Source organism: Actinoplanes lutulentus, assembly GCF_003259845.1.
GTDB classification, from domain to species: Bacteria; Actinomycetota; Actinomycetes; order Mycobacteriales; family Micromonosporaceae; genus Actinoplanes; species Actinoplanes lutulentus.
The window spans coordinates 163131-187333 of record NZ_QLMJ01000003.1 but is presented as its reverse complement, the minus strand read 5'-3'; the positions used below and the strand labels follow the sequence as shown (position 1 = coordinate 187333).

The window sequence follows — 24203 nt, the reverse complement described above, 5'->3', positions numbered from 1 at the left end:
AGCCCTGGGCGCGCCGAGACAAGAGCACACGGTGAGCGCCCGCATTGCGGTCAACTCCTGGCCTCTTTGACCCCTACCGTCAACCCATGCGAGCCCTCTCCCCGCGCGAGCTGAACCGGACCTACCTGATCCGCCAACTGCTAACCAAACCCGAGCCCGAACCCACCACACCCCCCACCACCGCCGCCGCGGTAATCGCTCACCTGGTGGCGTTGCAGGGCCAGGAGTCCGACTCCCCGTACCTGAGCCTCTGGGCCCGCATCCCCGGCTTCCATCAGGACGACCTCACCACGCTCCTGCACGACCGCACCGTCGTCCGCAGCGCGCTCCTCCGCGGCACCCAGCACCTCTGCACCGGCGACGACTTCGTCTGGCTGCGCCCGACGCTTCAGCCGTACCTGGACCGCTTCGCCGGCCGCGGCGGACGGCTCGACGGCCTTCCGCAGGACGAGTTGATCGCCGCGGCCCGGGAGATCATGGACGGTAAGCAGATCAGCCGCCCGGAGCTGACCCGGCAGCTGACGGATCGATTCCCCGGCCCGGACCCACAGTGGCTCAAGCTGGTCGTACACCTGCGGTTGGCTCTGCTGCACCCACCGCCGGCCGGGATGTGGCGGCACCGAGGGCGAGTGGGCTGTGTGCTCGCCGAAGATTGGCTCGGGCAGCCTCTGGCTGCCGAGCCGGCGCCGGAGAAGTTGGTTCTGCGATACCTGGCGGCGTTTGGTCCGGCTTCGATCAAGGACATCCAGGTCTGGTCGGGTCTGACCCGCTTGCGCGGGTTGATGGCCGAGCTGCGTGATCAGCTGCGGGTCTTCAAAGATCAAAACCACATTGATCTGTACGACCTAACGGAAGCACCGTTGGCCGATCCTGACCTTCCAGCGCCGGTGGTGTTCCTCCCCGAGTTCGACAACGCGCTGCTCGGGCACGCCGACCGTGACCGGATCATCCATCCGGGTGACCGTGCCCTGGTGACGCCGGGTTGGTCGATCGTGCGGCCGACCGTGCTGGTGGACGGGTTCGTGGCGGCAACCTGGTCGATCGAGGGAGCGGTTCTGAGGGTGGCGCCGTTCCGCCCGCTGTCCGGTAAAGACCAGGCAGCGGTGGAGGCCGAGGGTGAGCGGCTGCTGGCGTTCGTGGCGCCGGGGGAGAAGCCGGAGATCCGGTGGGCGGGGGAGCAGCCGGGTGTCCGCTGGGGCAACAGACCCGAAAAGGCCCTCCGCGCTGCCGACGCGAAGGGCCCTTTACCGGGGGGAACGGAGTAACCGAAGGGGGGCTTCGTCCGTTAAGTTCACTTTACCCAACAATCGGCCAAGTGGGAAGTCCCAGCAACAAAGGGGACAAACGGCCGGAACTCGGGCCGGGAGCCACCGTAGGCGTCAAACGATGTCGCCGTGCCGGGCGTAGGCTGACACCGTGGCGGATCTTCTGGTGTGGATCGATTGTGAGATGACCGGTCTCGATTTGGGCAAGGACAAGCTCATCGAGGTCGCGGCGTTGGTCACCGATCCCGAACTCAACGTGCTCGGCGAGGGCGTCGACCTGGTCATTCACGCGGATGACGCGGCGCTTGACGCGATGCCGCCGGTGGTGCGTGACATGCACGCCAAATCCGGTCTGACCGACGAGGTTCGCCGGTCCACGGTGACGATGGCCGAGGCGGAGGAAGCCGTCCTCGCGTACATCAAGGAGTTTGTTCCTAATCCGCGGACCGCGCCGCTCTGCGGCAACTCGATCGCCACCGACCGGGGCTTCCTGGCTCGTGACATGCCGGCGCTCGACGCGCACCTGCACTACCGCATGATCGACGTCTCCTCGATCAAGGAGCTGTGCCGGCGGTGGTACCCGCGGGTGTACTTCGGTCAGCCGGCCAAGGGTCTGTCGCACCGCGCTCTCGCCGACATCCGGGAGAGCATCCGCGAGCTGGAGTACTACCGGCGCGCCATCTTCGTCCCGCAGCCGGGCCCGGACGTCGAGACGGCGAAGGCCATCGCCGCCGGCCTCTAGACCCAACCCGCTCGACAGGCCCCTGGCGGGTGTGGCTATGATTGTCCCGCAACACAGGGTTCGCCCTGTGAGCATGGTGGTCGTAGCTCAGCTGGTAGAGCGCCGGCTTGTGGTGCCGGATGTCGCGGGTTCAAGTCCCGTCGATCACCCCAAGTAAAAACGAAAGGCTCGGCCGATTGGCCGGGCCTTTTTCGTGTCGGGGAGCCTTCTGGGAGCGCTCCGAAAAACTTTTGGGAACAGAGCAACCTTTCGGGCCTGAGGGACCACTGGGGTGTGGATCAATCCTCGTTCCCCAGGAGACACCCTTCATGCTTGCCAAGCGCATCGTCGTACCGCTTTCGGTACTGACCGTCGGCGCCGCGGCCGCGGTGGTCGGCGTTCTGAACGCCGACGCGGCCGTTGCCACCTCCTGCTCCGTCACCTATTCCGTCGTCAACCAGTGGAGCAGCGGCTTCACCGGCGACGTGAAGATCCGTAACAGCGGCGGGACGGCCATCGACGGCTGGACGCTGGGCTTCACCTTCCCCTCGGGCCAGAAGGTCGCGAGCGGCTGGAACGGCACCTGGACCCAGACCGGCAGCGCGGTCACGGTGAAGGACGCCGGCTGGAACAAGACTCTCGCCGCGGGCGCGCAGGTGGCGCTCGGCTTCAACGGCACCTGGAGCGGCAGCAACACGGCGCCGACCGGGTTCACCGTGAACGGGGTGGCGTGCGGCGGTGCCGTGGCCACCGCGACGGCCAGTCCGACCGCGACCGCGACTCCGACCGCGAGTAAGACCGCGACGGCGAGTCCGAGCGCGAGCAAGACCGTGGCTCCCACAGCCACGAGCGCCAGCCCGACCCCTTCAAAAACCCCCACCGCAACGGCAACCGCCACGCCGACCGCGACCGTCTCCAAGGGTGTCGAGAACTGCACCGACTACGCCGCCCTCGTCCGCGGCAAGTACTGGGTCAACAACAACGTCTGGGGCAAGGCCGACGGCACCGGCTCCCAGTGCGTCTGGGAGAACGGCCTCAGCGGCGACAACCTGAGCTGGGGCACCAGCTGGACCTGGGCCGGCGACAACACCAAGGTCAAGTCGTACGCCAGTGCCGTGCTCGGCTGGCACTGGGGCTGGAAGGCCACCGGAACCGGGCTGCCGGTTCAGCTCAGCGCCGGCAAAGCGGTCAACGCCTCCTGGAACTTCCAGGTCACCCAGACCACCAGCAACGTCATGAACGTCGCGTACGACCTGTGGCTGCACGACATGGCGAACCCGGACTGGCAGAACAACCCGACCGACGAGGTCATGGTCTGGCTCTACAAGTCCGGCGGGGCAGGCCCGGTCGGCACGAAGCAGGCCACCGTGACGATCGCCGGCACCACCTGGGACCTCTATAAGGGCAACATCGGCTGGGAGGTGTACTCGTTCGTGCGTACCTCGAACACCTCCTCCGCGTCGCTGAACCTCACCGACTTCACCAATGACCTGGCCGCCCGCGGCTGGCTCGCCAAGACCAAGTACCTGTCGAGCGTCCAGGCCGGCACCGAGATCTTCACCGGTCAGGGCCGTCTGGACACCACCGCGTACTCCGTGAAGATCGGCTGATTACGGCCGCCCCGGGTTCGTCCCTCACGGCCCGGGGCGGCCGGCTTTCCCCGGAAAATCCCCTGACGGTCAGGAACAGTGGCTTGTCCGACCTAGAGACTGAATACGCCTTCCGGCGATTCTTCGACGACCATCACACCGACCTGTCCCGCCTCGCCTACCTGGTGACCGGCGATTCGCAGGCCGCCGACGACCTGGCGGCCGACGCGTTCGTGGAGGTATGGCGTCACTGGGAGCGTGTCCAGTCGGCACAGAGCCCGATCGCGTACGCTCGCGGCATCGTGACCAACCTGGCCCGTCAATGGATCAAGCGGCAGAGCCGGGAGCGCGCCGGCGTTCTGCGGCTCGGGCTCCTGCGCCGCGAGCGCGGCGAGAGCGACACTTCCGCGGTCCTCGACGTGCGCGCTGCCCTGCAGCGACTCCCGCAGCGGCGTCGCGAGTGCGTCATTCTTCGGTACGCCTTTGACGTGCCGGAGAAGGAAGTAGCAGCGATCCTGGGTATCTCGGTCGGTGCGGTGAAGAGTCACACCTCGCGTGGCGCCGCACAGTTGAGCGAGTTCCTGCGCGGCATGCCGCTGATGATGGGAGGCCTTCATGGCTGAACACCCGGATCTCGGCCGGGTGCTGCGCCAGGAGGCCGACCGGCACGTGCCCGACCGGGACGCGATCCTCACCCGCGTCGCCCGCCGCCGCGGTGAGCCGTCCCGCAGCCGATGGGCCTTCCTGACCCTGCGCCCGGTGGCGGCCGCCGCATCGGTGGTGGCAACCCTGGTGGTCGGGTTCGCCGGCATCAAACTGGTCGGCGACCGGGAGCCCGCACAGCCGCCGGCCGCGACCGGCACCAGCGCCCCGGTGTCACCGGCTCCGTCGCCGTCCCCCTCAGCCTCGTCGACCGATCCGTCCCCTGTGGATGATCCGCCGGTGGGCACGACGACCCGGCCGCACCAGCCGCAGGCGACCACCGGCACCCCGCCGGCTCCGAAGTGGACGCCGGTCGCCGGTTACCTGAGCTCGGCCGCCGAGGTCGACTCGCACTCGAACGCGACCTGGGCGCAGGGCAACCTGGTCCTCACCACGACCGAGACCGTCACAGCACTCGACGTCCTGGTCAGCGTGGTACGCACCGACGGCGTGGCAAACGCCGGCCAGTGGAGTTCGATCCCTGCCGAGATGCTGACGATGACCGTGTCCGAGGAGAAGGACGCGCTGCTCTACCGCTTCACCCTGCACGAGGGCGCGACCCTGGCGCCGGGCGCGTACACGTTCGCGGCGCAGTACCTGCACGCCACGGGAGAGCGCGATCAGGACGCGGACAGTTACGGCGCGATCGCCACGGGCGGCGCCGGCGGCAAGAAGGTGGAGATCAGCGGGGCATTCACGGACTGATCGACCGGCTCCGGACAGCGGGGGCACAGCGTCATGTTGGATGATCTCCCGATGGTTGCTGTCAGCGCGGACGACTACGCCTGGTTCACCGAGCAGTACGCGGAGATCGCCGGCACGTGCCGCCTCACCCTTGTCCGGGGCCGCACGCCCACCGAAGTGCTCGAGCAGCTGGGCGGCTCGGCCCAGGCCAGCCCGATCGGCGTACGCCACCTGACCGAGCAACTGACGCCAGCCACAGCCCGGTTCGCGGCAGCAGCGGCATTCGACGGCTGGACCCTGCTGGTGGAGCCAGACCGCGCCCCGGCCAGCGAGTCAGACGCCAGGTCCAGCGGGGACAGCGAGTCAGACACCAGGGCGAGCCGGGACGATGAGCCGGACGCCAGGGCGAGCCGGCAGCTCTCCCGCGAGACGGTGCTGGTGGCCCACTCGGCCGAGTCGTTCCTCTGGGCGAGAGACGGCGAGATCCTCCTCCAATTCGATCCCGCCGACCCCACCCACCGCACAGGCACCGACCCGAACACCCTGACCCCAGCCCTGAACCGCCTGGGCTTCGACACAGGCGAACCGACTACCGCGGGCAGCACCGACAGCGACGCGGGCTGGGGCGACGCCGCTCGCCACCGGGAGCGGTCCCTTGCTCTCGCGGAGCAGCTCACCGGCGTACGCATAACGCTGGAAGCTCTGGAAGCAGCAACCTTCAGCTGCGCCACCCTGCCCACCCACGACGAACCCGGGCATCCCGCCCCCGCAGGAATCCCGTCAGCCCAGAGCGTTGCAGCCCAGAGCGTCGCTGGGCAGTCGGCCGCCGAGGCCCGCAGGCCGAGCGCCCGCCCGGAACGCTGGGACGAGGAATACGACGCCCCCGCCGAAGACGACGACTGGTCCGACCCAGACACCGACGAACCCGACGGCGACACCGACGACCGAGAGTGGCCCCGCCTACTCTCCAAGGTCCGCCGAGCCTTCACATAGCCGGTCGCCCGCCGCCCGCTAGGTCCGCCGCGGCAGACCGAGCGACACCAGCTCACGAAGACCCGTTGATCCACCCCAGCTGTACGTGACGGCCGCCGCAGACGACAGCCAGGGTCCGTACGCGACAGCTACCCGGCGCCAATCAAGATCGAGGCAGTTCCCACCCCCGTAGCGACCACAAGTTGCCCAGATCCAAGGCGGCGGCTCGCGACCATAGCCGCAAGCTGGTCTGGACCGGCTTGCGCTAAGGGTCGTGTTTGCGGCTGTTGCGCGACCATAGCCGCAAGCTGGTCCGGGCCGGCTTGCGCTAAGGGTCGTGTTTGCGGCCCTCGCGCGACCGTAACCGCAAGCTGGTCCGGGCCGGCTTGCGCTAAGGGTCGTGTTTGCGGCCCTCGCGCGACCGTGACCGCAAGCTGGGCTGGACTGGCTTGCGCTCGTGGTCGCCGTTTCGGCCTCCGGGCGACCATGAGCGCAAGCCAGGTCGTGTCGCAATGCCACGTGGCCCCGCATAGCGGCCACTAGCCCTCTGGATCGCGGGACCGGCAGCTTGCGAGCGGCCGTTGTGACTGACCGAGCGGGACCGGCAAAAGCTGAGCGGCATTTGCCCTCGTCGGCTGAACATGGCGGTCGCCGTGGGGGACAGCTGGGGGCCGTGTGTGACAGCTGGTCTGCGTCGGCTGGACGTGGCGGTCGCCGTGGGTGACAGCTGGGGGCCGTGTGTGACAGCCGGTCTGCGTCGGCTGAACAATGCGGTCGCCGTGGATGACAGCTGGGGTCCGTGGGTGACAGCTGGGTCCGTGGATGACGGTAAAGGGGCTGGTGTCAGGTGGGTAGGTCGGCCAGGTGGGCGTCCAGTTCGGACACTGCCTCGGCTGGGGTCAGGTGGCTGGCCAGGATGTGGACGCTCAGGCCGTCCACTACGGCGTTCAGGCGGCGGGCCAGCGAAACCTGCCGCTCACGGGACTCCATCGGCAACAGGTGGCTGATCAGATTCAGGCATAGCCCGGACATTCCGACCAGGATCTGGCGCTGCACCGCGGCCAGTTTCGGGTCGCCCAGGCCCAGGGCCAGGAATGCGAACGTGATCGATGCCTCGACGTGGCGTTCGGTGTCGATGGGCATGGTCTCCAGCAGCAGGACCCGGACCACCTCGTGCGGCTCGCCCTGTGGGTTCAGCGCGGTGATCCGTTCCGTCACCCGGGCCAGGACCTGCTGGCAGGCGAAGGCGAGCAGCTCGTCGCGGGTGGCGAAGTAGTGGCGTAGCGCTCCTGAGGACCAGCCTGATTCGGCGGCCACGGTTCGCATGGACACGTTCGCCACGCCGTCGCGGGTGATCACTCGCCAGACGGCGGCGGCCAGTTCGCGGCGGCGTTCCTCGTGGTCGACAACTTTTGGCACGTACCGATCATCGCACGGTCGTGTTATAAAAGAAAAAACACACACGTGCGAAAAAGGGGAGAAATGATCGCGCTCATCGTCGCCTGTGAGATCGGTTTCTGGGTGCTGCTCGTGGCCGGCCTGCTGGTCCGCTATGTGCTGCGATGGCGCCGCACCAGCGCGGCCCTGCTCGTCGCCGTCCCGCTGATCGACGTCCTGCTGCTGGTTGCCACCGCGATCGACCTGCGCCGCGGCGCGGAGGCGAGCCTCGCGCACGGGCTGGCCGCGGTCTACCTCGCCGTGACGGTTGTTTTCGGTCATCGGATGATCCGCTGGGCCGACGTGCGGGTCGCGCACCGATTCGCCGGCGGTCCGGCACCCGCGCGCGGACCGCGCGCCGGGCGCGAGCATGCGGCAACGGAACGCAGGGCGTGGCTTGAGCACCTTCTTGCGTACGCCCTAGGCGCCGGACTTCTGGGCCTGTTCACCCTGATCGCCGGCGGGATGGAGAACGCGGCGCCACTGTGGGGAGTGATGGGCCCGTGGACCGTGGTGCTGGTGATCGACTTCGTGATCTCGTTCAGTTATACGGTGATGCCCCGTAAATCGTAGGTTTGCGATGCCTTTGCGGGCGCGAGGCTGATATAGGCGATCTGTGCCACGGTGCACCGAAAAGGCGTATGAAAAAAGCGCGGGCCTGGTCGGAATCGACCAAGCCCGCGCCCAACAGGGTCTTAGAGGTAGCTGCCCTTTTTGTAGTCTTCGTAGCTTTCGTTCCAGTCGGTCCAGCCGTTGCCGTTCTTGAGCTTCTCTTCGGTGCCCGAGACGGTGATCACGTCGCCCATCATCGTGCGGTTGAAGAGCCACTCGCCCATCGCCTCGGAGACGTTGACGCAGCCGTGCGAGACGTTGCGCTTGCCCTGCTGGCCCTCGGACCATGGGGCGGCGTGGATGAACTGGCCGCTGTGGGTGATCCGCTGAGCCCAGTCGATGTCGGTGCGGTAACCGCCGTCGGGGTCGGTGTCGGTGGTGTCGAAGACGGTTTTCGCCTTCTTCTCCATGACGACCATCGTGCCGCTGGAGGACGGGGTCTTCGGCTTGCCGAGGCTGACCGGGATGGTCTTGATGACCTTGCCGTCCTGGGTGACGGTCATCTTCTTGCTCTTGTTGTCGACCTTCATGATCAGCGAACGGCCGATCTTCATGTCGACGGTGAGGTCGGAGCGGCCGTACCAGCCGTCGCCGAGTTTCACGCCCTTGAGCTGCACCTTGTAGAAGACCTTGGAGCCGGCCTTCCAGTACGTCTTCGGGCGGAAGTGCACCTCGGTGGAGCTGATCCAGTGCCAGGTGCCCTCTTGCGCGGGCGTCGCCGTGACGACCATGCGGCGCTCGACCTCGGCCCGGTATTTCTCCGGGATGGCGCGGCCGAACCTCATGATCAGCGGCATGCCGACGCCGACGACGTTGTTGTCGCCGAGGAAGCTCGTCACGCGAACCAGGTTCGCCGGCTTCTTCATCGTCGTGAAGCTGCTGGTGACGGTGTTGCCCTTGCCCTCGGCCTCGGGCGTGGTGACGGTGACCGTGTACTTCGTGCCCCAGTCCAGGGACTCGCTCGGTTTCCAGACGTTGCCGTCCTTGTCGAGCGTGCCCTTGACCTCGTCACCCTTGGCGTTGGTGACCTTGAGGTCGGTGTTCTCGGGGTCCTCGCTGTTGTACTTGACCTCGGACCATGCCTCGACATCGGTCGCGTCGAGTGCGGGCGAGGTGACCGCCACGGTGCTCAGCGTGGGCTCGGGTGACGGGGCCTCGGCGGCTGGACCGGCACTGCTGCCGCCCTCTGCTCCGCCGCCCTGCCAGGACGGCGAATCGCCGCCGCCACTGCACGCGGCAGTCAGCAGGAGGGTGCCCGCCAGCACCGTGACCACGGCCGCGCGCCATCTGCGGCGACCCGACCGAATTGCATCCATGTCCATGGTCCCCTCAAGGCGTCGTTCTCCCGGCGCCCAATAGTGCTCCAAAAATCTCTCGCGACCAATCCCGGTTTTGTGCCGTAGTACCCCGCGGACGGGATCGGGACACTCAGCCGAGGCTCGCCGGAACCTTCAACGCGCTGCCCTTGACGAACTCTTCCCAGCTGAGATCCCAGGGTGTCCAGCCGTTGCCGTACTCCAGCTTGTCGCCGGTGCCGAGCACGGTGATCGGGTCGCCGACGAGAGTCTTGTCGAAGAGCCACCGTGCGTTCGTCGGAGAAACATTGACACACCCGTGTGACACATTTCGGCGACCTTGATCACCTGTGGACCACGGAGCCGAGTGAATGTACTGACCGCTCCAGGTCAGTCGCTGTGCGTACTCGATCTCGGTGCGGTACCCGTCCGCGCCGTCGGTGTCGGTGGTGTCGAAGACGGTCTGCGCCATCTTCTGCATGACGACCATCGTGCCGCTCGACGACGGGGTGCTCTTCTTGCCGAGGCTCACCGGCATCGTCTTGATCGTCTTGCCGTCGCGGACCACTGTCATCTTCTTGGTCTTGTTGTCGACCTTCATCTCGAAGCTGCGGCCGATCTTCGCGGTCGCCGACCGGTCCTTGTCGCCGTAGATCCCGTCGCCGGTGGGCAGGCCGGCGAGCGCGGCACGCACCTTGATCTGGGTGCCGGTCTGCCAGTACTCCGGCGCGCGGTAGTAGGCCTGCGTGCCGCTCGGCGTCCACGACCAGGTGCCCGGCTGTGCCGGAGTGATCTCGACGAACAACCGCTTCTGCACGGCCGCGCGGTCCTTCTTCTTGATGCCGGGATCGAACTCGACCACGATCGGCATGGCGACGCCGTACGTGTGATCGTCGAACAGATAGAGCCCGGTGTCCGTGGTCCGGCCCGGCTGGCTCATCGTGGTGAACGCGGTGGTCTGCTTCGTCGTCGTGCCGTCCTTGCCGGTGGCGACGACCTCGGCCGCGTACTTCTGCTTCGCCTTCAGCGGCTTGCCCGGCACCCAGGCCGAGCCGTCCTCGCGGAAGTCGCCGGCCACCTTCTTGCCCTTGGCGTCGGTGAGGGTCACCGAGGTGATCTCGCCACCGCTGACCTTCAGACCGATCTCCGTGCTGATCGGCACGTTCTTCTTGTCCTTGGCCGGCGTGACGGCGAGCGCGACCGGCTCGGTGATCGTGGCGCTTTCCGGAACCGGCGCCGCGGACGCGTCGCTCGCCACCGCCGGTTCGGCGAAGCTCGGTTTCGGGTCGTCGCCGCAGGCGGCTAGGGGAGCGATCACGGCAAGTGCCAGGATCGCCGCCAGGGAGCGGCGGAGGTCAACCATCGTCGTGGCCCCGTTCTGGAGTTCTCAGCGCAGCCATACTGACGCATGCGCGCAAGTCACGGGTCCTCCTTGAGGTGGTAAGTAACCGATTTCAAGGATCTCCGGAGGCCGTGCTACCGTTTCTCTCGTTGCACGGCGAGCGTCGCTAGCTCAACTGGCAGAGCAGCGGACTCTTAATCCGCGGGTTGTAGGTTCAAGTCCTACGCGACGCACTCTCACCAATCAACATCAGGCCCTGACCTTTGGTCAGGGCCTTTTCGCTGCGCCGGTCACGCTCCGATAGTTTCGGCCCTTTCAAGATCATTGGGTACGCGCAAAGCAGCTCGCGCACCTCCGAAAGTTTCGAAAAGTTCCGGTTGACTTGACCATGACCGCTCCGAACAATGAAAACGACGATCGTCAATCGATGCCATCCCCAATCCATCGAAAGGTGATCCCCCATGCGTCGATCCCTCGCCGCGGCCGCCGTCCTGGCCGTGGCCGGCCCCCTCCTGCTCGGGCATCCTCCGGCCCAGGCAGCGGCGGCTGCCGACTGTGCCAACGGTTACGTCGCGCTCACCTACGACGACGGCCCCAACCCCGGCAACACGAGCACCCTGCTGAACGCTCTGCGGTCGGCGGGCGTACGCGCCACGATGTTCAACACCGGCCAGAACGCGGCGGCCAACCCCGGGCTCGTCGCCGCCCAGGTGTCGGCCGGCATGTGGGTCGCCAACCACAGCTACACCCACCCGCACATGCTGACGCTCAGCTCGGCGCAGATGAGTTCGGAGCTCTCCCGGACCCAGAGCGCGATTCAGGCCGGTGGCGGCGGCACCCCGGTGCTGTTCCGCCCGCCGTACGGGGAGACGAACGCCACCCTGCAGTCCGCGGCGTCGGCCCTCGGCCTGCGAACGGTCACCTGGGACGTCGACTCGCAGGACTGGAACGGCGCGAGCACCGCGCAGATCGTGCAGGCCGCGAGCACGCTGACCAACGGCGGCGTGATCCTCATGCACGACCAGTACGCGACGACAGTGGCCGCCGTGCCACAGATCGCGGCCGGCCTGCGCAACCGCGGCCTCTGCGCCGGCATGATCTCCCCGTCGACGGGCCGAGCGGTGGCGCCGTCGACGTCCGGTGGCGGCGGAGGTGGCGGTGGCGGCGGCTCACCGTGTGCCGCCAGCTACGCGGAAGGGCAGAAGTGGAGTGACCGGTTCAACGGCCAGGTCACGGTGACCGGGTCGAACAACTGGACGGTCACCGTCACGCTCGCCTCGCCGCAACGGATCATCGCGACCTGGAACGCGGCGGTGAGCTGGACGTCGGCCACCGTGATGACGGCCAGGCCGAACGGGAGCGGCAACACGTTCGGATTCACCGTCCAGCACGGCGGAAACTGGTCCTGGCCTGCGCTGACCTGTACTGCGACGTAACGGAAAACCCTCCGTGGGCGTGGGGATCCACGCCCACGGGTTAGGGTGATTTGTGTCATCCACTCAGTTGCTGACCAGTGATGATCTGGACATGATCGGCTACGACGCGCTGCGCGGCGGTGATCCTCGCGCGGCCGTCACCGAGCTGCTGGCCGCAGTCGATCAACAGGGGCTCGCCGACCCGGCCGACACCGGGTACGCGCTGATGCTGGCCGCCGAGCTCACCGAGAAACAGGGTGAGCTGCCACCGGCGCTGGCGCTCGTCGACCGTGCCATCGAGGTGTACCGGCAGGTCGAGGATGCGGCCGGCGGTTTCGCGCGGGCACGGCGCGGCGAGCTGCTGTCCCGGCTCGGCCGTGAGGACGAGGCGATGGCGGCGTTCACCGCGCTGCGGCCGAAACTGGTCCGGGACCCGGAGGCCGCGTCATACCTCGGTGAGGCTCTGGAGGAGTGCGGCCAGGGCGAGATCGCGGAGCAGTGGCTGACCGCGGCCCTGACCACCGTCCTGGACCGTCCGGACACCGCGCTCAACCAGCGTCTCACCGGCTCACTGCTGCAGTCCCGCCGCCGGATCCGCCGTGACCTGGAGCTGCCCGCCGACGAGTACGACGACGTCGTCGACCGCAAGCGGGCACAGCCCGGCCAGGGCGTGATGTTCTGGCCGCACGCCGAGTTCGACAAGGTGCTGCTGCGCTGGCCGGCGTTCGCCGACGTCTACGGGCACACCTGGGACGCGCATCGGGCCGACCTGGAGAAGGCGCTGACCCTCTGGACCGAATCCGGGCAATCCGGCTTCCGCCTCTACGCCGGGACGGCCGACGGTCTCGCCGAATACGTGGGCCGGCACGGCGGTGATCCCGGCGACACGGAGGTGCGCGCCGGGTACGCACGGCAGCTCGAAGGACACGGTCCGGCAGCCGTCTGGCCGCCCGGTCGTAACGACGCGTGCTGGTGCGATTCCGGGGCGAAATACAAGAGGTGTTGCCTGCCCAGGTCCCGTTAAGGCCTGTTCAGCCGTGTGCTAACGTTCTTTCTCGTTGGCCGGCGCCGCTAGCTCAACTGGCAGAGCAGCGGACTCTTAATCCGCGGGTTGTAGGTTCAAGTCCTACGCGGCGCACAACACGTGAAAGGCCCCGATCCTGATCAGGATCGGGGCCTTCTCCGTCAGATCAGGGCGACGTCGAGAGCTCGCTGAACGCGCCGATGCCGCCCAGCACCACGATGATGAGCAGCGTCACGGCGATGACCAGGTAACCCATGACCAGACCGGCGACCGCCATGCCCCGGCCGGACTTGCGCCCGCCCTTGGTCTCGGCGAGTCCGATGTGGCCGAAGACCACCGCGAGCAGCGGGATGATGGCGTAGGTGCACCAGCCGATCAGCACGCCGATGATGCCCAGCACGAGCGACGCCACCGACCAGCCCGAGGTGGGCAGTGCCCCGCCGGCCGGCCCGTAACCCGGCTGCGGGCCGTAACCCGGCTGTGGATAACCCTGGGGATAACCCTTGTCGGCGTACCCGGAGGCCGGCGGGCCGGAGAACGGCTGTGCCTCGTAGGACGGCTGTGGCGCGTACGGCTGCGGCGGGAACGGCGTGTTCGACTGGTACGGCGGCGGGCTGGCCGGGGGCTGGTACGGCGGCGAGCTGGCCGGCGGCTGGTACGGCGCCGTCGGGTCGAACGGCGCGGTCGGCTCGTAAGGCGACGCCGGCGGGTAAGCGGGCGCCTCCGGGTACGGCGGTGGGGCCTGCTGGAACGGGGTGGTCGGCGGCGCGCTATCCGGAGCCGGGTATGCCGGCGGAAGCGGCGTGGTCGGCTCGAACGGGTCTTGCGGCGTGGGGTGCGACATGAGCTCCGAGTTCCTGTTTTGGACCGTTTGTTCATGCTGCCGTCCGGCGCCGCCCATGGCTACTCGTCGAGCCTCATTCGGTACGAAAATCCGATCGGGGTCGGCCGTACGGTGATGTGGCGTGCCTGCCCGTATCGTCGGCAACCATGACGCGTGTCCTGCTGATCTCGGGGAGCACCCGTGGCGGCTCCTTGCACACCGCAGCCCTGCGTACCGCGGCCCGGCACGCCGCCGAGGGAATCGCCGCGGACCTGTACGAAGGCCTCGTCGCACTGCCCGCGTTCGTACCGGGCGAGGTGTACCCGCCGTCGTCGGTGTCCGAGCTGCGCCGCCAGGTCACCATGGCGGACGCCCTGCTGATCAGCACCCCGGAGTACGCCGGATCGCTGCCCGGCAGCCTCAAGAACCTGCTGGACTGGCTGATCGACGGCGGTGAGCTGCGCGGCAAGCCGGTCGCCTGGCTCTCCGTGGTGGAGCCGGGCGTCGACGACGGCGCCCGGACCTCGCTGGAGTCGGTGCTGGGCCACGGCAGCGCCCGGCTGCTGCGCCCGGCCTGCGTGCGGATCCCGCTGGACATGGCGACGATCGGCGCGGACGGCCTGATCACCGATGCGCGCCTGCACATGGCGTTGCAGGACATGGTGCACGCGCTGGTCCGCTCGCTGACCGAACGGCCCGCCGCGCCGCAGCCCTCGTGGCAGGCGCACTCCAGCGTGTACCCGGTGGTGCAGCGCCAGGACGGGCCGGGCTTCCCGCGCGGCGCCCAGCTGCCGCCGTGGGCCCGCGGTGCCTAGCTGATCGCGCTCGCTGCTCGCAGGCAGGCTTCGGCGCCGACGCACTTGGTCATCGTGCGTACCGAAGCTCGCAGCTGGGTGAGCCGGTCGGCCGGCAGCGAGCCGGCCAGATTGCGCAGCTGGTCCGGGTCGGCGCGGCGGTCGTAGTACTCGCGGGTGCCGTCGACGTACTGCACATAGGTGAAGTCGGCGGTCCGGATCGCGTCGTACGCCGGTGGGATGTTGATGCTGTCGTGCTCGTAATCCGGGTCGGCCGGGTCGGTGGCCGGGTCGCGGTGCTCGATCAGCGCGGCCTTGCGCCAGAGCGCCGGTGTCTCGCCGGCGAGCAGTTGCCTGAGGCTCTGCCCGTCCACCTCGGCGGGCGCCCGCTCACCGGCCAGATCGGCGAAGGTGGGCCGCAGGTCGGTGTTCTCCACGACGGCCTCGACGGTCTGCCCGGCCTTCACGCCGTGCCCGGTCACGATCAGCGGCACGTTGACGTCGGTGTCGAAAGCGGTCTGCTTGCCGGAGGGCAGCGTGTACTCGCCCATGTGGTACCCGTTGTCGGACGCGAAGACCACGAGCGTGTCGTCGGCGACGCCGGCCGTGGTCAGGGTGTCGCGCAGCGCGCCGAGCATCCGGTCCACCGACTGCACCGACTGGGCCCGCTTGCGGAACTCGGCGTCCATCCGGGATTTCTGCGCCGCGTTCAGCCGCGGATGGGTGGCGAGCCAGGCAGGCGCGTCCTCGGGCAGCCTGTCGTACGCCGCCGTCCGCGGAGCCGTCAGCCCCGGGAACAGCTTCGCGTCCCGTGGCGCCGGGGTGTACGGGGCGTGCGGCGCGTACGTCGAGACCTCCAGCATGAACGGCGAACCGGTCGCCGCCGAGCTGGTGATGAAGCCGGTCGCCTTGGCCGAGAGCACGTCGGTGAGGTAATCCGCCGGCTTCTTCCCGTACTTCTTGACCGTCCCGTTCTCGTTCAGCGCGTAGTTGAAGTTGTCGTACGCGTTCCCGCCGGCGAACCACTGGTCCCAGCCCGGCGGCACGTACGGCTTACCGCCGTTGAAGCTGGTCGCCGGCAGGTACTCGTTGAGGTACTTGCCGAAGAACCCGGTGCGGTACCCGGCCGCTTTCAGGTCGGTCGCGAACGTCGAGCTCTCCTGGCCCCGGCTGTGGAAGAGCCGGAAACCGCCGTCCGACCCGTGGTTCTTGTAGATCCCGGTGTTGTGCGGGAACTGTCCCTTGAAGAGCGACGCCCGCGACGGGCAGCAGAGCGAGTCGGTCACCGTGTAATTGGTGAACGTCGTGCCGTCCTGCTGCATCTTTCGCAGGTTCGGCATGTACCGCACGAGGTTCTTCGACAGGTCGTCGGTGAGCACCAGCACGATGTTCGGCTGGGTCGCCGCCGACTCGATCTCCGCCGGGCTCGGCCGGCTCGCTGACGGGGCCGGGCTCGCGGTCGTCGGGGAGGCCGCCGTGGTGGTGCACGCGGTCGCGGCCAGGAGCGTGGCGGCCACGGCGGCGACGGACAGCGCGCGGCGGGAACGAGAAGACATGTGGTGCGGTGACTCCATCCGAGGAAGGGGTGACCACCGGAGGGTAGTCGGCTGGAGTGCCCCCACGATCGGTGGTTGCTTACCTCCTGGTGAGATGATCTTTAAGAATCCCTCAACGGAGGCCTTCGCGGCCCGGAATCGATGGATAGTCGCATCCATGTTCGCCATCGTCGCCGTCTGCGCCCAGCCACGCCCGCGCCGCGTCCGCCCGCAACGGCCGCCTCGGCCACGGTTGCCGCTGCGGCCACCGCGCACTCCCCGCCGAAGCGGCATCTGAGCAGCGGTTTCCTAACGAAAAGGCGGCGGCTTCCCTGAGGCTGGAACGCGAAACACAAGGAAACTGCGTCGAAACGATCCGTGGTTAGCGTCTGCTCCTTCTTGAGGGAAAGTGAGCATCGCGTGACCGCGTACATAAATCGGCGTGCCCTCCTCCGCGGCGGAGCCGGCCTCGCCGGCCTCGGCATCTCCGCTGCCCTGCTCGCCGCGTGCGGCGACGGCGACGAGTCGACGTCCTCCGGCGGCGAGTCCGGTGGCGTGAAGGACCTCGGCGCCCTGAACTACCAGCTCTCGTGGATCAAGAACGTCGAGTTCGCCGGTGCTTACATCGCGGACACCAAGGGTTACTACAAGGACGCCGGCTTCAGCTCGGTCAACCTGATGTCCGGTGGACCGACGGTCAGCCAGGACGCAGTGGTTGCCGCCGGCAAGGCTCTGGTCGGCATCTCCTCGCCGGACATCACCGCGGCCGCGATCCTCAAGGGCGCCGACCTGGTGATCCTCGGCGCCCAGTACCAGAAGAACCCGTTCGCGATCGTGAGTCTCAAGGACACCCCGATCAACACGCCGCAGGACATGGTCGGCAAGAAGATCGGTGTCCAGGCGACAAACGAGCCGGTCTGGAACGCGTTCCTCAAGGCCAACAACATCGACCCGGCGAGCGTCACGAAGGTGCCGGCCCAGTTCGACCCGACCCCGCTGGTGTCCAAAGAGGTCGACGGCTGGTTCTCGTTCTTCACCAACGAGCCGAACCTGCTGAAGACCAAGGGCGTCGAGACCGCGGTCATGCTCCTCAACGACCACGGTTACCCGATGGTCTCCGAGGTCTACGTGGTGAAGCGCTCCAGCCTCACCTCGGACCGCGACAAGCTCAAGGCGCTGCTGGTCGCCGACATCAAGGGCTGGACCGACTCGCTCGCCGACCCGGCGCTGGGCGCGAACCTGGCCGCCACCAAGTACGGCAAGGACCTGGGCCTCGACGAGAAGGAGCAGGTGCTCGAGTCCGAGGCGCAGAACACCGTCGTGCAGACCGAGGACACCAAGGCGAACGGCCTGTTCACGATCACCGACGCGCACGTCGAGGAGACCATCGCGACGCTGGCGCTGGGCGGTGTGACCATCACCAAGGAGCAGCTCTTCGATCTCTCCGTGATCAAGGAGGTCTACGAGGAGAACCCGAACCTGAAGGCGGCGTCCTGAGCGAGTCCGACCGGGGGATCGTGCTGCGCAAGCTCACCAAGCAGTTCACGATCCGCCGGTCGACTGTCACCGCGCTCGACAACGTCGACCTGGACACTCCGGCCGGCGCGTTCGTGGCGCTGCTCGGGCCGTCCGGGTGCGGCAAGTCCACCATCCTGCGGATCCTCGCCGACCTCGACAGCCCTACCTCGGGTGAGGCGTTCGTGCACGGCGAGGGCCCGGCCGCGACCCGGCGCAACCACCATCTCGGCATCGCGTTCCAGGACGCCGCGCTGCTGCCGTGGCGGTCGGTGAAAGCCAACATCCGGCTGCCGCTGGAGGTCAGCGGGGTCAAGGTGGACGACTCCACGATCACCGATCTGATCAAGCTGGTCGGGCTGGAGGGCTTCGAGGAGGCCCGCCCGTCCCAGCTCTCCGGCGGCATGCGGCAGCGCGTGGCGATCGCCCGCGCGCTCGTGGTGGAACCGCGGATCCTGCTGCTGGACGAGCCGTTCGGCGCGCTCGACGAGATGACCCGCCAGCGCCTCAACCTGGAGCTGCAGCGGATCTGGAGCGAGCGGGCGACGACCACCCTGCTGGTCACGCACTCGATCGCCGAGGCGGTGTTCCTGGCCGACACGGTGGCCGTGATGAGCGCCCGGCCCGGCCGGATCGTGGCACAGGTCGACATCGACCTGCCCCGGCCGCGTACGCCCGAGATGATGCGCACGGCCCGGTTCCACGAGCTTGAGGACCAGCTGAGCGCGCTGCTGTTCGGGAACGGCGAATGAAGTCCCTCAAAGGCGCGGCGGGCCTGCTCGGCCTGCTCGCCGTCTGGGAGCTGCTGGGCCGCACGGTCTTCGCCGAGAGCCGTGCGGTGCCGCCGCCCACCGCGATCCTGGCTCAGCTCGGCACCGACGGCTTCGGCTTCTACTGGCCGAACGCCGAGGCGACCCTGCGCGAGGCCGGCCTCGGCTGGCTGTGGGGCAACGCCATCGCGATCGTGCTGGCCGTGCTCTTCGTGCAGATCCCGCTGATCGAGCGGGCGCTGCTCCAGCTCGCGCTGGTCAGTTACTGCCTGCCGGTGATCGCGATCGGGCCGGTGCTCGCGGTGCTGTTCAGCGGCGACACCTCCAAGGTGATCCTGGCCGCCATCTCGGTCATCTTCACCACCCTGGTCGGCGCGCTGGTCGGGCTGCGCAGCGCGGACGCGACCAGTCTCGACCTGATCCGGGCGTACGGCGGAGGGCGGTGGACGCAGTTGTGGCGGGTGCGGCTGCGTGCCTGTCTGCCGAGCCTTTTCGCCGGTCTGCGGATCGCCGCGCCGGCCGCGATGCTCGGCGCGATCATCGGTGAGTACCTGGGTGCGGAGTCCGGACTGGGAGTCGCGATGATCAACTCGCAGCAGAGCCTCGCTGTCGAACGGACGTGGGGGATCGCCCTGGTGGCGACTGCACTCTCCGGTCTTGCGTACGCGCTGACCGGCCTGGCCGGCCGGCTGCTCACCCCGTGGGCGCCCCGATGAAGGCGGCCTGGAAGTTCCTCAAGGGGATCGGTGGCGCGCTGCTGTCGGTGGCGGTCATCTGCGGTGTCTGGCAGCTGCTGGTCAAGGGCCTGGAGCTGGACCCGTTCCTGACCCGGGGCCCGATCGACGTCTGGAACTTCGTGACCGATCCGGCCAACGACGCGGAACGCGCGCTGCTGTGGGAAGCCTTCAAGGTCACCGCGGTGGACGCGTTGCTCGGCCTGGCCTTCGGTACGGTGGCGGCCCTCGCGACCGCGATCGCGTTCGCGCTGTGGCAGGGTGTCGAGCAGACGCTGCTGCCGGTCGCGATGGCTCTGCGCGCGGTACCGCTGGTCGCGATGACCCCGCTGATCGCGCTGATCTTCGGGCGCGGCCTCGTCGCGGTCACCGTGATCGCCGGGATCGTGACGTTCTTCCCGGTGCTGGTCAACGTCTCGCTGGCGCTGCGGGCGGTCACCCCGTCGTCGCTCGATCTGATGCGGGCGTACGGCGCCTCGGCGTACACCACCCTGTTCCGCGTACAGCTGCCCGGCGCGTTGCCGGCGCTCTTCGCGGCGCTGCGGGTGGCCGCGCCGCTGGCTCTGGTCGGCGCGCTGCTGGCCGAGTGGCTCGCCACTGGCAAGGGCCTCGGTTACCTGATGCTCGCCTCGGTGACGACGTTCGAGCTGGACCGGATGTGGACCGGCGTGACGATCGTGACGGTCGCGTCGATCGTGCTCTACACGCTGATCAGCTTCGCCGAGCAGCTCACCCTGGCCCGTTACGCCCCCGAACGAACCGGCCGCACTCTGTAGATATTGACGGGTATCGTGGTGGGGTGACACGGGGACTTGAGGTCGACTTCACTGATCCGGCGTTTCAGGCGGACCCGCACCCCACGTACGCGGCGTGGCGCCGGACCGGCCCGGTCCGGCGCACCCGGCTGCCCAGTGGGCTGAGCGCCTGGGTGGTCACGCGTTACGACGACGCCCGCCGGGCCCTGGCCGATCCGCGCCTCTCCAAGCAGTCCGCTTTCTCGGTCGGCTCGTCCGAGGCGGCGAACCGGGCGGCAAGCCCCGCCGCGATCCTCTCCCGGCACATGCTGGCCGCAGACCCGCCCGACCACACCCGGCTGCGCCGCCTGGTGTCGGCAGCCTTCACGGCCCGCCGCATCGAGAGCCTGCGTCCGCGGATCGAGGAGATCACCCGCGACCTGCTGGACGCGATGGAGGGCCAGGACCAGGTCGATCTGATCGACGCGTTCGCGTTCCCGCTGCCGATCCAGGTGATCTGCGAGCTGCTCGGTGTGCCGCCGGACGACCGGGACGCGTTCCGCGACTGGTCCAATGTGATCGTTGCCGGATCACAGTCCGGCTCCCGGCTGGAACCGGCGATCCGTGCCATGGTCGGTTACATCCTCGCCCTGATCGCCGAGCGCCGCGCGACCCCCGGGACCGACCTGCTCTCCGGGCTGATCCAGGTCCGTGACTCCGCGGACCAGCTCACCGAGTCCGAGCTCTCCTCGATGGTCTTCCTGCTGCTCATCGCCGGCCACGAGACCACGGTCAACCTGATCGGCAACGGGACATACCTGTTGCTCCGCGACCGCGACCAGTGGGAACGGCTGCGTGCCGAGCCGTCGCTGCTGCCCACCGCGATCGAGGAGTTCCTGCGATACGAGGGGCCGGTCGAGACCTCCACGTTCCGGGTCGCCACCGAGGACCTGGAGATCGGCGGCGTCACCGTGCGCGCCGGCGACCCGGTCGTGGTCATGCTGCTGTCGGCGAACCGTGACGAGGCCCGTTTCCCGGACGCCGACGCGCTGCGCCTGGACCGCACGCAGAACCCGCATCTGGCGTTCGGCCACGGCATCCATTACTGCCTCGGCGCTCCGCTGGCCCGGATGGAGGCGCAGATCGCCTTCACCCAGCTGATGGCCCGCCACCCGGATCTACGGCTGGCGATCGCCGCGGAGGACCTGCGGTGGCGTCCGGGTCTGCTGCTGCGCGGGCTGCACGATCTGCCGGTGTCGCTGTAGACCTGGCATGATGACGGCCGTGTCCGTCCCTCATGATCCGTACTACTCGCCGACGACCAAGCTGCCCGTGGTCAAGCCGCAGGGCGCGAGCCAGCGTCTGAAGATCCTGGGTGCGGTCACGGCGGCGACCGTGCTGTTCGTGACCGTCGCCGTGACGATCATTTCGTCCGGCGGGGACGACGACCCGGAGTCGCCGGCCGTGCCGATCGCCGCGCCCAGCACGGTGATCACCGAGGACGCGCCGGTCGAGGAGCCCTCGGCGGCGCCGGCCAGCAAGTCGCCCACGCCGAGACCCACCACGGCAGCCCCGGCCCGTCCGGCCGAGCTGGTGACCCAGCTGGCGACCGTGGTGCGGGCACTGGAGAAGCGCGGCGAGCTGGACCGCAGGGGCGCGGACGCGCTGAACCGGCGCCTGGAGCAGCTGAAGAACCGGCTCCGCAAGGACCCGGACAAGGCCTCCCGCAAGCTGGAGGAGTTCGTCAAGAAGCTCGCCGAACTGCGCGAGAAGGGTGACATCAGCGAGGCTGGATTCCAGACCCTCGCGGCCGGCGCCACCCAGATCGGCGCGGTCCTGCCCACCTCGGGCGACGACGATGGCGACGACGACGATTAAACAGGGATCAGTCGTCCCCGGATAAGTTCGGCCTTCATCCGTACGCACACCCGGGCCAGACTGGTCACATGGATCGAGACCAGCTGGCCGACTTTCTCCGGACTCGCCGTGAGGCGCTCCAGCCGGAGGACGTCGGGCTGCCCCGGGGCGCCCGGCGGCGGACCGGTGGCCTGCGTCGCGAGGAGGTCGCGTCGCTCGCCGGGATGTCGGCCGACTACTACGGCCGGATCGAGCAGCAGCGCGGCCCCGCGCCGTCCGAGCAGATGCTCGCGGCGCTGGCCCGGGCCCTGCATCTCGGCCTGGAGGAGCGGGACCACCTGTTCCGTCTGGGCGGCCACCCGGTGCCGCAGCGGGCGCTGCGCGACGACCACATCAACCCCGGGGTGATGCGGATCCTGGACCGGCTCGACGACACCGCGGCGATGGTCATCTCCCGGTGGGGCGAGACGCTGGTGCAGACCCCGATGGCGGTCGCGCTGGTCGGCGACGAGACCCGGTTCACCGGCCTGGCGCGCAGCGCGTGGTACCGGTGGTTCACCGTGCCGGAGTGCCGCCGGACCTACCCCGAGGAGCACCACCCGAGGCACGCGCGGATCCTCACTGCTCAGTTGCGGCGGGCGTACGCGGCGGCGCCGGACAGCCGGGCCGGCGAGATCGTCGAGGCGCTGCTGGCGGTGAGCCCGGAGTTCGCCGCGATCTGGGCCGATCACGAGGTCGGCCTCACGCACACCGACCGCAAGACGCTGCTGCACCCGCAGCTCGGCGAGATCGAGCTGTACTGCCAGAACCTGCTCGACCCGGACCAGATGCAGACCCTGTTGGTCTTCACCGCGGTGCCCGGCTCAGCGAGTCACGAGAAGCTCCAGCTCCTCGCCGCGGTAAACGCTTAAGTCTGAAAAAACCCGTAGAAAGGCATCACCATGCCCAAAATCGCCCTGATCACCGGTGGTAACCGCGGACTCGGCCGGGCCACCGCCCTCGCTCTGATCGACGCCGGCGTCGAAGTGATCTACACGTACCGCGGCGACCCCGGCGAGAAGATCGACGCTGTCGCACTGCCGCTCACCGTCGGCGACCTCGGTTCGTACGACGCGTTCGCCGGCTCGTTGCGTCAGGTCCTCGCCGACCGGTTCGGCCGGACCGACTTCGACTTCCTGGTCAACAACGCCGGCGTCGGCGCGGCCGGCTCGATCGCGGAGACCTCGGTCGAAGCCTTCGACGAGATGCTGAACGTGCACTGGCGCGGCATGTTCTTCCTGACCCAGAAACTGCTCCCGCTGATCGCCGACGGCGGCCGGATCGTGAACCTCTCCACCGGGCTGACCCGTTTCACCGGCGAGGGCGTCTACGCCGCGTACGCCGCGATGAAGGGCGCGGTCGAGGTCTTCACCAAGTACCTGGCGAAGGAGCTCGGCCCGCGCGGCATCACCGCCAACGTGGTGGCGCCCGGACCGGCCGGCACCGAGTTCGGTGGCGGCGCGCTCCGTGACAACGAGCAGGTACGCGCCCACATCGGCAGCGTGACCGCGCTGGGCCGGGTGGCTCGGCCCGAGGAGATCGCCGCGGCGGTCGCGACGATGCTCGGCGACGGCGCCGGCTGGATCACCGGCCAGCGCGTCGAGGCCTCGGGCGGCATGCTCCTCTGATCCTTTTCAGGGAAACGATCAGCTGAGTCCCAGCTCGGCCATCCGCCGGATCTCGGAGATCTGCTCGACCGCCGATTCATTGGCTAATTCGGACAGTCGCTCGTCCACGCCGCTCTTCAGAAGATCGCCGGCCATCTGCTGCGCGCCCTTGTGGTGCTCGGTCATCATGGCCACGAAAAGGCGGTCGAAGCCGGCGCCGGTGGCCGCCGTGAGAGCCGCGATCTTCTCCGGGCTCTGCCCGCCCGGCATCGTCGAGTGGTCGTGGCTGGGATCGGATTTGGGCTGGTTCCGGTCCTTCAACCAGGACTTCAGGTAATCGACTTCGAGTTTCTGGCCGACGCTGATCCGCTCGGCGAGCCGCTTCAGCGCGCTGTTGCCGGCTCGCCCGGGCGCCAGGTCGGCCATCGCGACAGCCTGGTCGTGGTGGGCGATCATCATCTGCACGTACGCCACGTCGATCGAGTTGTACGCCGTCCCGTCGGGCGCCTTCACCTGATCAGAATCGGACACCACTGCCGATTCTCCCGGACGGCCCGGCAGCAGCACCGGAATCGGCGAGGATGAGGCGGCAGAGGACTGAGCCACGGGCTCCTTGTCCTCTGCTGAGCAGGCGGTCAGGGCGATCCCGGCGGCGGCGACGGCCGCGAGGGCGACGGCCGCCCGGCTCCGTGTGTGTCGGCGATTCATTGCTTCCTTTTCGGTAAGGGTCCCCAACG

The 24203-nt window shown here is 68.4% G+C and carries 24 protein-coding genes and 3 tRNA genes; 21 read left to right on the top strand and 6 right to left on the bottom strand.

Annotated features, from left to right (window positions below):
• Positions 1-86: 86 nt before the first annotated feature.
• The 7 genes from B0I29_RS07805 (at position 87) to B0I29_RS07775 (ending at position 5954) form a co-directional block, all read left to right on the top strand.
• Positions 87-1265: a winged helix DNA-binding domain-containing protein gene (locus B0I29_RS07805; RefSeq protein WP_111648217.1), complete on the top strand. Its 1179-nt coding sequence runs from the start codon at positions 87-89 to the stop codon at positions 1263-1265.
• A gap of 151 nt (positions 1266-1416) precedes the next feature.
• Positions 1417-2007 carry an oligoribonuclease gene (orn, locus tag B0I29_RS07800; protein ID WP_111648216.1) on the top strand — a complete coding sequence of 197 codons (591 nt, stop codon included), beginning with the start codon at positions 1417-1419 and terminating at the stop codon, positions 2005-2007.
• 76 nt (positions 2008-2083) lie between these two features.
• Positions 2084-2159, top strand: a tRNA-His gene (locus tag B0I29_RS07795).
• A gap of 156 nt (positions 2160-2315) precedes the next feature.
• Complete coding sequence (locus B0I29_RS07790; protein WP_111648215.1) at positions 2316-3596, top strand: glycoside hydrolase family 12 protein; 1281 nt, start codon at positions 2316-2318, stop codon at positions 3594-3596.
• An 83-nt stretch (positions 3597-3679) separates the two neighbouring features.
• Positions 3680-4198, top strand: a complete 519-nt coding sequence (locus B0I29_RS07785) for a SigE family RNA polymerase sigma factor (protein WP_111648214.1) — start codon at positions 3680-3682, stop codon at positions 4196-4198.
• Positions 4191-4982, top strand: a complete 792-nt coding sequence (locus B0I29_RS07780) for a hypothetical protein (protein ID WP_111648213.1) — start codon at positions 4191-4193, stop codon at positions 4980-4982. Before B0I29_RS07785 ends, B0I29_RS07780 begins: the two co-directional genes overlap by 8 nt.
• 51 nt (positions 4983-5033) lie before the next feature.
• Complete coding sequence (locus tag B0I29_RS07775; RefSeq protein ID WP_146616742.1) at positions 5034-5954, top strand: DUF6461 domain-containing protein; 921 nt, start codon at positions 5034-5036, stop codon at positions 5952-5954.
• Between the two features lie 822 nt (positions 5955-6776).
• Here the strand turns inward: B0I29_RS07775 and B0I29_RS07770 are convergent.
• A complete protein-coding gene (locus B0I29_RS07770) occupies positions 6777-7352 on the bottom strand; it encodes a TetR/AcrR family transcriptional regulator (protein ID WP_111648211.1) in 576 nt (191 codons plus the stop codon).
• A gap of 63 nt (positions 7353-7415) precedes the next feature.
• On the opposite strand from B0I29_RS07770, the gene B0I29_RS07765 reads away from it, so the two are divergent.
• A complete protein-coding gene (locus B0I29_RS07765) occupies positions 7416-7943 on the top strand; it encodes a hypothetical protein (RefSeq protein ID WP_111648210.1) in 528 nt (175 codons plus the stop codon).
• Between the two features lie 122 nt (positions 7944-8065).
• On the opposite strand, the gene B0I29_RS07760 is transcribed toward B0I29_RS07765, so the two are convergent.
• Entirely contained in the window at positions 8066-9304 is a 1239-nt protein-coding gene (locus B0I29_RS07760) for a L,D-transpeptidase (RefSeq protein WP_111648209.1), read from the bottom strand.
• A 106-nt stretch (positions 9305-9410) separates the two neighbouring features.
• The gene (locus B0I29_RS07755; RefSeq protein ID WP_111648208.1) at positions 9411-10640 is read right to left on the bottom strand and encodes a L,D-transpeptidase; all 1230 of its coding nucleotides are present in this window, start codon (positions 10638-10640) and stop codon (positions 9411-9413) included.
• A 139-nt stretch (positions 10641-10779) separates the two neighbouring features.
• On the opposite strand from B0I29_RS07755, the gene B0I29_RS07750 reads away from it, so the two are divergent.
• The 4 genes from B0I29_RS07750 (at position 10780) to B0I29_RS07735 (ending at position 13172) form a co-directional block, all read left to right on the top strand.
• A tRNA-Lys gene (locus B0I29_RS07750) sits at positions 10780-10852 on the top strand.
• A gap of 228 nt (positions 10853-11080) precedes the next feature.
• Positions 11081-12055 (top strand): polysaccharide deacetylase family protein, encoded by a 975-nt coding sequence (locus B0I29_RS07745; RefSeq protein ID WP_111648207.1) that lies wholly within the window; start codon positions 11081-11083, stop codon positions 12053-12055.
• 52 nt (positions 12056-12107) lie between these two features.
• Positions 12108-13058, top strand: a complete 951-nt coding sequence (locus B0I29_RS07740) for an SEC-C domain-containing protein (protein ID WP_146616741.1) — start codon at positions 12108-12110, stop codon at positions 13056-13058.
• A 41-nt stretch (positions 13059-13099) separates the two neighbouring features.
• Positions 13100-13172, top strand: a tRNA-Lys gene (locus B0I29_RS07735).
• Between the two features lie 52 nt (positions 13173-13224).
• On the opposite strand, the gene B0I29_RS07730 is transcribed toward B0I29_RS07735, so the two are convergent.
• Positions 13225-13902, bottom strand: a complete 678-nt coding sequence (locus B0I29_RS07730; RefSeq protein ID WP_111648205.1) for a DUF4190 domain-containing protein — start codon at positions 13900-13902, stop codon at positions 13225-13227.
• Positions 13903-14048: 146 nt separating this feature from the next.
• On the opposite strand from B0I29_RS07730, the gene B0I29_RS07725 reads away from it, so the two are divergent.
• The gene (locus tag B0I29_RS07725; RefSeq protein WP_111648204.1) at positions 14049-14696 is read left to right on the top strand and encodes an NADPH-dependent FMN reductase; all 648 of its coding nucleotides are present in this window, start codon (positions 14049-14051) and stop codon (positions 14694-14696) included.
• Here B0I29_RS07725 and B0I29_RS07720 read toward each other — a convergent pair.
• The gene (locus B0I29_RS07720; RefSeq protein WP_111648203.1) at positions 14693-16231 is read right to left on the bottom strand and encodes a sulfatase family protein; all 1539 of its coding nucleotides are present in this window, start codon (positions 16229-16231) and stop codon (positions 14693-14695) included. The genes B0I29_RS07725 and B0I29_RS07720 overlap by 4 nt on opposite strands.
• Before the next feature lie 399 nt (positions 16232-16630).
• On the opposite strand from B0I29_RS07720, the gene B0I29_RS07715 reads away from it, so the two are divergent.
• The 8 genes from B0I29_RS07715 (at position 16631) to B0I29_RS07680 (ending at position 23487) form a co-directional block, all read left to right on the top strand.
• On the top strand, positions 16631-17707 hold the full coding sequence (locus B0I29_RS07715; protein WP_111648202.1) for an ABC transporter substrate-binding protein: 1077 nt from the start codon (positions 16631-16633) through the stop codon (positions 17705-17707).
• A gap of 20 nt (positions 17708-17727) precedes the next feature.
• Positions 17728-18477 (top strand): ABC transporter ATP-binding protein, encoded by a 750-nt coding sequence (locus B0I29_RS07710; protein ID WP_111648201.1) that lies wholly within the window; start codon positions 17728-17730, stop codon positions 18475-18477.
• Positions 18474-19211: an ABC transporter permease gene (locus B0I29_RS07705; RefSeq protein WP_111648200.1), complete on the top strand. Its 738-nt coding sequence runs from the start codon at positions 18474-18476 to the stop codon at positions 19209-19211. Before B0I29_RS07710 ends, B0I29_RS07705 begins: the two co-directional genes overlap by 4 nt.
• Positions 19196-20005, top strand: coding sequence for an ABC transporter permease (locus B0I29_RS07700; RefSeq protein ID WP_245972333.1), 810 nt, complete (start codon positions 19196-19198; stop codon positions 20003-20005). Before B0I29_RS07705 ends, B0I29_RS07700 begins: the two co-directional genes overlap by 16 nt.
• Before the next feature lie 23 nt (positions 20006-20028).
• Entirely contained in the window at positions 20029-21228 is a 1200-nt protein-coding gene (locus B0I29_RS07695) for a cytochrome P450 family protein (protein ID WP_181557731.1), read from the top strand.
• Positions 21229-21247: 19 nt separating this feature from the next.
• Positions 21248-21841, top strand: coding sequence for an FIMAH domain-containing protein (locus tag B0I29_RS07690; protein ID WP_146616740.1), 594 nt, complete (start codon positions 21248-21250; stop codon positions 21839-21841).
• A gap of 68 nt (positions 21842-21909) precedes the next feature.
• Positions 21910-22731, top strand: coding sequence for a helix-turn-helix transcriptional regulator (locus B0I29_RS07685; RefSeq protein ID WP_111648198.1), 822 nt, complete (start codon positions 21910-21912; stop codon positions 22729-22731).
• A 30-nt stretch (positions 22732-22761) separates the two neighbouring features.
• A complete protein-coding gene (locus B0I29_RS07680; RefSeq protein WP_111648197.1) occupies positions 22762-23487 on the top strand; it encodes an SDR family NAD(P)-dependent oxidoreductase in 726 nt (241 codons plus the stop codon).
• An 18-nt stretch (positions 23488-23505) separates the two neighbouring features.
• Here the strand turns inward: B0I29_RS07680 and B0I29_RS07675 are convergent, their stop codons facing one another.
• Entirely contained in the window at positions 23506-24174 is a 669-nt protein-coding gene (locus B0I29_RS07675) for a DUF305 domain-containing protein (protein WP_111648196.1), read from the bottom strand.
• Between the last annotated feature and the right edge of the window lie 29 nt (positions 24175-24203).

Coding starts and splice junctions, on each gene's coding strand:
- B0I29_RS07805 (WP_111648217.1), top strand. CDS start 87: ATGCGAGCCCTCTCCCCGCGCGAGCTGAACCGGACCTACCTGATCCGC.
- B0I29_RS07790 (WP_111648215.1), top strand. CDS start 2,316: ATGCTTGCCAAGCGCATCGTCGTACCGCTTTCGGTACTGACCGTCGGC.
- B0I29_RS07780 (WP_111648213.1), top strand. CDS start 4,191: ATGGCTGAACACCCGGATCTCGGCCGGGTGCTGCGCCAGGAGGCCGAC.
- B0I29_RS07775 (WP_146616742.1), top strand. CDS start 5,034: ATGGTTGCTGTCAGCGCGGACGACTACGCCTGGTTCACCGAGCAGTAC.
- B0I29_RS07765 (WP_111648210.1), top strand. CDS start 7,416: ATGATCGCGCTCATCGTCGCCTGTGAGATCGGTTTCTGGGTGCTGCTC.
- B0I29_RS07760 (WP_111648209.1), bottom strand. CDS start 9,304: ATGGACATGGATGCAATTCGGTCGGGTCGCCGCAGATGGCGCGCGGCC.
- B0I29_RS07755 (WP_111648208.1), bottom strand. CDS start 10,640: ATGGTTGACCTCCGCCGCTCCCTGGCGGCGATCCTGGCACTTGCCGTG.
- B0I29_RS07745 (WP_111648207.1), top strand. CDS start 11,081: ATGCGTCGATCCCTCGCCGCGGCCGCCGTCCTGGCCGTGGCCGGCCCC.
- B0I29_RS07730 (WP_111648205.1), bottom strand. CDS start 13,902: ATGTCGCACCCCACGCCGCAAGACCCGTTCGAGCCGACCACGCCGCTT.
- B0I29_RS07725 (WP_111648204.1), top strand. CDS start 14,049: ATGACGCGTGTCCTGCTGATCTCGGGGAGCACCCGTGGCGGCTCCTTG.
- B0I29_RS07720 (WP_111648203.1), bottom strand. CDS start 16,231: ATGTCTTCTCGTTCCCGCCGCGCGCTGTCCGTCGCCGCCGTGGCCGCC.
- B0I29_RS07705 (WP_111648200.1), top strand. CDS start 18,474: ATGAAGTCCCTCAAAGGCGCGGCGGGCCTGCTCGGCCTGCTCGCCGTC.
- B0I29_RS07685 (WP_111648198.1), top strand. CDS start 21,910: ATGGATCGAGACCAGCTGGCCGACTTTCTCCGGACTCGCCGTGAGGCG.
- B0I29_RS07680 (WP_111648197.1), top strand. CDS start 22,762: ATGCCCAAAATCGCCCTGATCACCGGTGGTAACCGCGGACTCGGCCGG.
- B0I29_RS07675 (WP_111648196.1), bottom strand. CDS start 24,174: ATGAATCGCCGACACACACGGAGCCGGGCGGCCGTCGCCCTCGCGGCC.